This window comes from Sneathiella sp. (assembly GCF_047631475.1).
Classification (GTDB): domain Bacteria; phylum Pseudomonadota; class Alphaproteobacteria; order Sneathiellales; family Sneathiellaceae; genus Sneathiella.
In genome coordinates, this window is sequence record NZ_JBLHZT010000077.1 from 1 (window position 1) to 5,213 (window position 5,213).

A 5,213-nucleotide genomic window follows, 5' to 3' on the forward strand; every position below is an offset into this window, starting at 1 on the left:
CATTTTGAATACGTGATTTCCATATTGCGGATAATAGGTCCGGAAAATATCCCGATGAAGCTGGTGCAGCGTGGCCTAAAGGAAATGGGATATTCAGTTTTCAGTGCTCCGTCACCCGAGGGATGGCCAGATACGGCCCGTGAATGGCTTATGCCGCAGTCCCTGATGCGGCGTATCGAGTTTGCGAGGGTGGTGGCTGAACGGTCGCGCGGTCGCAAAGATGTGGACGATTTGATTGGTCGGACAATTGACCCCATGCTCAGCGACATGTCTCGCGATCATATTCTGGGTGCCGCGTCACAGGCCGAGGCTGTTGCGCTTGTTTTCTCCAGCCCCGAATTTCAGCGGAGATAATCGAAATGGTAGATATACGGGTAAATCGTAGAAAATTCATGATCGGCGCGGCCAGTTTGCCTGTGTTGGCCGCTCCTGACCTTAGTTTTGCCAACATACCGGGGGAACAAAGGCTGGTTGTTATGGTGCTTCGGGGGGGCATGGATGGTATGTCTGCTGTCGCCCCGGTTGGGGACCCGGATTACTATGCATTACGGCCAAATATCGCCATCCCCAAACCAGGGGAAACGAACGGCGCGCTTCCGCTTGGCCCATTTTTTGGTTTGCATCCATCGTTGAAGCCGATCTACCCGCTTTGGGAGAAAGGCCAGCTTCTTCCTATTCATGCGGTGGGAAGCCCCAAGGGAACCCGGTCTCATTTTGATGCACAGGATATACTGGAAAATGGGACAGGTAAGGCGAACGGTGCGCGGGACGGTTGGCTCAATCGGGCGATTTTGGAACTTGGCGGGTCATCGGAGGAAGGGCTCTCCATCGGGCAAGCCGTTCCGTTGATCTTGCGCGGCGACGTCATCGTACAAACATGGTCACCGAGCGGTCTGCCCGTGGCTGAAGACGATTTTCTGGATAAAGTCAGTGTGTTATATCGCGATGATCCGTTTTTTCGGGAAACACTCGGTTCCGCTAGAAAATCAGCTGAAATTTCTTCTATGACAATGGGGCGGAATGACAAAAAAAAGAAGAATAAAGGGAAACAATTCGCAGCACTGTGCAGGAGTGCCGGCGCTTTGCTGGCTGTAAAAAATGGACCCCGTATAGCCACCATTGAGGCAACTGGATGGGATACGCATACCAATCAAAATGGAAAGCTGTCTCGCTCCTTTGGACAATTGGCAACTGGGGTTGATAATTTAAGGCAGTCCCTGGGCGACTATTGGGACAATACGGTTGTTCTTATGGTTTCTGAGTTTGGTCGAACCGCCCGCGAAAATGGTGGTCGGGGAACGGATCATGGTTCCGCAAATGCTGTTCTGCTTTGCGGGGGTGCTGTAAAAGGCGGAAGGGTTGCTGCAACTTGGCCGGGATTGTCTGATCAGTCGTTGTATGAAAAGCGGGACTTGTTTCCAACCACAGATATACGGTCCGTGTTTAAAGGTGTTTTGCGTGATCATTTGGGCATTCCGGAGCCGATCCTGTCACGTCAGATTTTCCCTCAATCGGCGGCGGCAACGCCTCTTAACAATCTCGTCCGCGTTTCGGTGCGCCTCTGATTCGGGCAATCTCTATACGACGAAGTATATAAAAAGGAGCCTTGCACTTATTATGCAAGGCTCCTTTTCTATTATTCGATAATAATTGCAGGCCCTTCTTCAGCCAGGCTGCTTTCGATGCGATCCTGTATTTTACAGGCCAGAGCCTTGTAGATAGTGGCGTGTTCTCCGTCTGGATTGCTGGCTGTAACGGGTGTGCCAGCATCAGAGGTTTCTCTGATTTCCATATGAAGTGGGACTTCACCCAGAAAATCCACGTTCAACTCATCTGCTGTTTTGTGGGCACCACCATGACCAAAAATGTCACTTCGGTCCCCGCAGGAAGGACACAGGAAATAGCTCATATTTTCAATGATACCAAAAACGGGAACATCTACCTTTTTGAACATATTCAAGCCCTTTCGAGCATCCAGAAGTGCAATATCCTGAGGCGTGGAGACGATAACGGCACCCGTGAGCGGAACGCGCTGCGCCATGGTTAGCTGGGCGTCTCCGGTTCCGGGGGGCATGTCGACAACCAGAACATCCAATGTTCCCCATTCCACATCAAACATCATCTGCTGCAATGCGCTCATCACCATAGGGCCGCGCCAGATCATTGGTGTATCTTCTTCGACCATAAAGCCCATGGACATAACCTTCAGACCCCATTTCTCCATTGGGATCAGTTTTTTTCCATCTGGTGATTTAGGTTTCCCGGAAATGCCAAGCATTCGGGGCAGTGATGGGCCATAGATGTCGGCATCCAGCATACCAACTTTCAATCCTTGAGCGGCAAGACCCAAAGCCAGATTGACCGAGCAGGTGGATTTTCCGACGCCGCCTTTACCAGATGCGACAGCAATGATCGAGGCGACACCCGGTACTTCCGGTTTTTGCGGCGGTTGGGGCGTTTGCGGTTTTTGTTGTGGCGCGCCAGAGGCTTTTTCCGCCGTCAAAACAGCGCTGACAGATTTAACACCGTTCATCCCGAAGACAGCCTGCTCACATTCTTTACGCAGAACTTCCATTTCCCCGGCTTCTTCCGGGTTGATTTCAAGGGCAAATCCGACGTTGCCGTCTTTGACCACTAGGCCGCTTACCATGCCAAGAGAAACAACATCTTTACCAGATCTTTTCTCGATGATTCTGGATAAATGTTCCAGAACAGTTTTTTCGGTAATGTCGTTCATTCTTGAAAACTCCAGCTTAGACACAAAATGGGTATACATTGCAATGCAGGTACATTGCAGAAATCATTAGGGTGTCATATAACCCTTGTTACAGAAGTTAGCAATTTTGCTTTACTAATTAAGAGGAGAGATTATCCCATGCCTTGGAGTAATCAAGGTGGTAACGGAGGAGGTTGGCAAGGCGGCGGTGGAAATCGCGGGCCTTGGGGACAGGGACCAAGCGGACAGCAGCCCCCAAATCTCGAAGATATCATTAAAAAAGGTCAGGAACGTATCAGAGATACTCTCCCGGGCGGCGGCGGTGGGAAGCTAGGCTTTTTCATCATTGTTCTGATTGCCATAGTGGTTTGGCTTGCAAGCGGTTTCTATAAAGTTGAAACAAATGAACAAGGTGTTGTTCTACGCTTTGGCGAGAAAGTTGCCATTACACAATCTGGTTTGAATTATCATCTGCCTTATCCCATTGAAACGGTTTTGACACCAAATGTCACGAAAGTGAACAGCATCGAAATCGGTTTCAGGAATACTTCCGGCGGCGGAACCAAAGCGGTTACGCAGGAAAGCCTGATGCTGACGGGCGATGAAAATATCGTCGATATCGGCTTTACTGTTCTTTGGAAAATTAAAGATGCCGGTCAGTTTCTGTTTAATGTTGCAGACCAGCAGGGAACGATTAAAGCAGCAGCAGAAAGCGCCATGCGCGAAATTGTTGGTCGGACTAATTTGCAGGCTGCCATTACTGAAGGCCGTCTTGCAGTTCAGACTGAAGTGACCAAACGGTTGCAGGAAGTGCTGGATGTTTATGGTGTTGGTGTTGAAATTACACAGGTTCAGTTGAAAAACTCTGATCCTCCAGGTGAAGTTATTGATGCTTTCCGGGACGTGCAGGCAGCGGTTGCTGACAAAGAGCGGAGCCAGAACGAAGCGTTGGCCTATGCCAATGACATCATACCACGGGCTCGTGGTGAGGCAGAAAAAATGCGTCAGGAAGCTGAAGGTTATAAGCAGCAGGTTATTGCTGAAGCCGAAGGTGAAGCTGCCCGCTTTATTTCTATCTATGACGAGTATGTAAAAGCACCGTATGTAACGCGTCAACGCATCTATCTGGAAACGCTCCAAGAAGTGTTTAAAGGTAAGAATAAAGTGATTATCGATAGCAAAAATGGGGGACAAGGCGTTGTCCCGTATCTACCGCTGAACCAGCTTATGCAGAAGGGGGCAAATTAATGGCTAAAAATCTTTCCATTATTCTGGCCATCCTTGTTGTCGCTGCCGGCTTCACTGCGTCAAGTGCGCTATTCACTGTCAGTGAAACAGAGCAGGCTATTGTGATGCAGTTTGGTAAGGTACAGACAGTTGTGCAGGAACCAGGACTGAAGGTAAAAACACCGTTTGTGCAGGACGTGATCAAAGTTGATAAGCGTGTCTTGTCGGTTGGCACTGAACGCGAGGAAGTTGTAACGCGGGATCAGAAACGTCTTATGGTGGACAGCTTTGCCCGTTTCAGGATCTCTGACCCACTTCTTTACTATCAGTCATTTGGTAATATCGGTGTTGCATATTCACGTATTGAAACAATCCTGAATTCTCAACTGCGCCAAATTCTGGGCCGCGAAATTCTGACCGATATTGTGTCAGGTGAGCGTACCCGTTTGATGGAGACGATTAAGAACCAGGTGAATGTTGAAACGGCAAGCCGCGGCTTGGAAGTTGTCGATGTTCGTATTGTTCGTGCGGATCTACCGACCGCCAACAGTCAGAAAGTTTTTGATCGTATGCGTACCCAACGTGAGCAGGAAGCCAAAGAAATCCGTGCAACGGGTGCCGAAATTGCTCAGCGGATCCGGGCGAACGCTGATCGTGAAAAAACTGTGTTGATTGCGGAAGCAAAGCGGGACGCGGAAATTACACGTGGTACCGGCGATGCTGAAAAGAACCGGATCTTTGCCGAAGCGTTTGGTAAGGATAAGGATTTCTTCTCTTTCTATCGGTCTATGCAGGCGTATCGTGATGCCATTGGCGACAATGACACAACGATGATCCTTTCACCGGACTCGGAGTTTTTCAGATTTTTTGACGGCAGAAATATAACCGCCAAATAATCGGGATAATCAGTTTAGCCAGCAAGGAGTTTCCTTGCTGGCTTTTTTTGTGGGAGTTGGTTCATGTTGGACATGCTGTTATTGGCAGGCGCGCTCGTCTTATTTTTTGAAGGCATCCTTTATGCATTGTTCCCGGACGGTATGAAGCGCATGATGATTTCAGTGCTAGGAATGCCCAGCAGCAGCTTAAGGATTTCGGGACTGGTTGCTGCGATTGCCGGCGTTTTTTTCGTCTGGCTTTTAAAAGGATAAACGGAACTCAGAAAAAATTGAAAAAAATTTAGATTAAATGAGTATGAAGCACATTTATGCCATAATTGATTTCCAGGTAAGAACAAGAACATCACTGGATGGTTGTGTTGACTAATCACTAT

The 5,213-nt window shown here is 48.8% G+C and carries 6 protein-coding genes; 5 read left to right on the plus strand and 1 reads right to left on the minus strand.

The genetic code is table 11. From position 1 onward, the window contains the following. Both ACJAYR_RS17845 and ACJAYR_RS17850 read left to right on the plus strand, forming a co-directional pair. Positions 1-354: DUF1800 family protein (locus ACJAYR_RS17845; protein ID WP_415237856.1), on the plus strand; the 354-nt coding region annotated here is incomplete at its 5' end. 5 nt (positions 355-359) lie between these two features. Next, a complete protein-coding gene (locus tag ACJAYR_RS17850; RefSeq protein ID WP_415237857.1) occupies positions 360-1,565 on the plus strand; it encodes a DUF1501 domain-containing protein in 1,206 nt (401 codons plus the stop codon). A gap of 71 nt (positions 1,566-1,636) precedes the next feature. On the opposite strand, the gene apbC is transcribed toward ACJAYR_RS17850, so the two are convergent. Further along, on the minus strand, positions 1,637-2,737 hold the full coding sequence (gene apbC, locus ACJAYR_RS17855; RefSeq protein ID WP_415237858.1) for an iron-sulfur cluster carrier protein ApbC: 1,101 nt from the start codon (positions 2,735-2,737) through the stop codon (positions 1,637-1,639). Between the two features lie 138 nt (positions 2,738-2,875). On the opposite strand from apbC, the gene hflK reads away from it, so the two are divergent. The 3 genes from hflK (at position 2,876) to ACJAYR_RS17870 (ending at position 5,091) form a co-directional block, all read left to right on the plus strand. Continuing rightward, a complete protein-coding gene (gene hflK / locus ACJAYR_RS17860) occupies positions 2,876-3,964 on the plus strand; it encodes an FtsH protease activity modulator HflK (RefSeq protein ID WP_415237859.1) in 1,089 nt (362 codons plus the stop codon). Next, the gene (hflC, locus tag ACJAYR_RS17865; protein WP_415237860.1) at positions 3,964-4,839 is read left to right on the plus strand and encodes a protease modulator HflC; all 876 of its coding nucleotides are present in this window, start codon (positions 3,964-3,966) and stop codon (positions 4,837-4,839) included. The genes hflK and hflC overlap by 1 nt, the downstream gene beginning before the upstream one ends. Before the next feature lie 63 nt (positions 4,840-4,902). Beyond that, entirely contained in the window at positions 4,903-5,091 is a 189-nt protein-coding gene (locus ACJAYR_RS17870; RefSeq protein ID WP_415237861.1) for a DUF2065 domain-containing protein, read from the plus strand. Positions 5,092-5,213 lie beyond the last annotated feature (122 nt).